Consider the following 414-nt stretch of genomic DNA (forward strand, 5'->3'; position numbering starts at 1 on the left):
AGACAGTGCAGGTCGTAGTAGTGCCGTGAAACCCGCTGCCCTGCCTGTCGCAGTTCGCCGCGCCGCTCGTACCAGCGGCGCAGTCCATGAGCGATCACCACCTTGTCCCAGAAGGTCCGCGTCGCCTCTATCGTGGTGACGTCCGGCACGGCGAGATCAACGCCTGCTGCGTCCCCGGCGACATAGGGCGTGATCGTGAGTAGCCGGTGGGGATCGAGCGCCGATTTTGCGCCGGATTCGAGACGGATCGCCGGTCGAACATAGGCGCCATCGCGCGGTTCCACTTCGGGATACCAAAGCAGCAGGGTCTGCCTATCGGGATCGGCTTCATCGATCTCTACGCGCCCCGCCCCTGCGGTGACGTCTGCCAACTGGGCGGCGAGAAATTCATTGAGCGGGCCGGTGATATAGGTG

1 protein-coding gene is annotated in these 414 nt (G+C 64.0%); it reads right to left on the reverse strand.

The window, feature by feature from the left end; translation table 11 throughout:
• Positions 1–414: nucleotidyl transferase AbiEii/AbiGii toxin family protein (locus EOA13_RS37690; RefSeq protein ID WP_164780706.1), on the reverse strand; the 414-nt coding region annotated here is incomplete at both ends.

The sequence above is a fragment of the Mesorhizobium sp. M7A.F.Ca.US.011.01.1.1 genome, from assembly GCF_003998295.1.
In the GTDB taxonomy this organism is placed as follows: Bacteria; Pseudomonadota; Alphaproteobacteria; order Rhizobiales; family Rhizobiaceae; genus Mesorhizobium.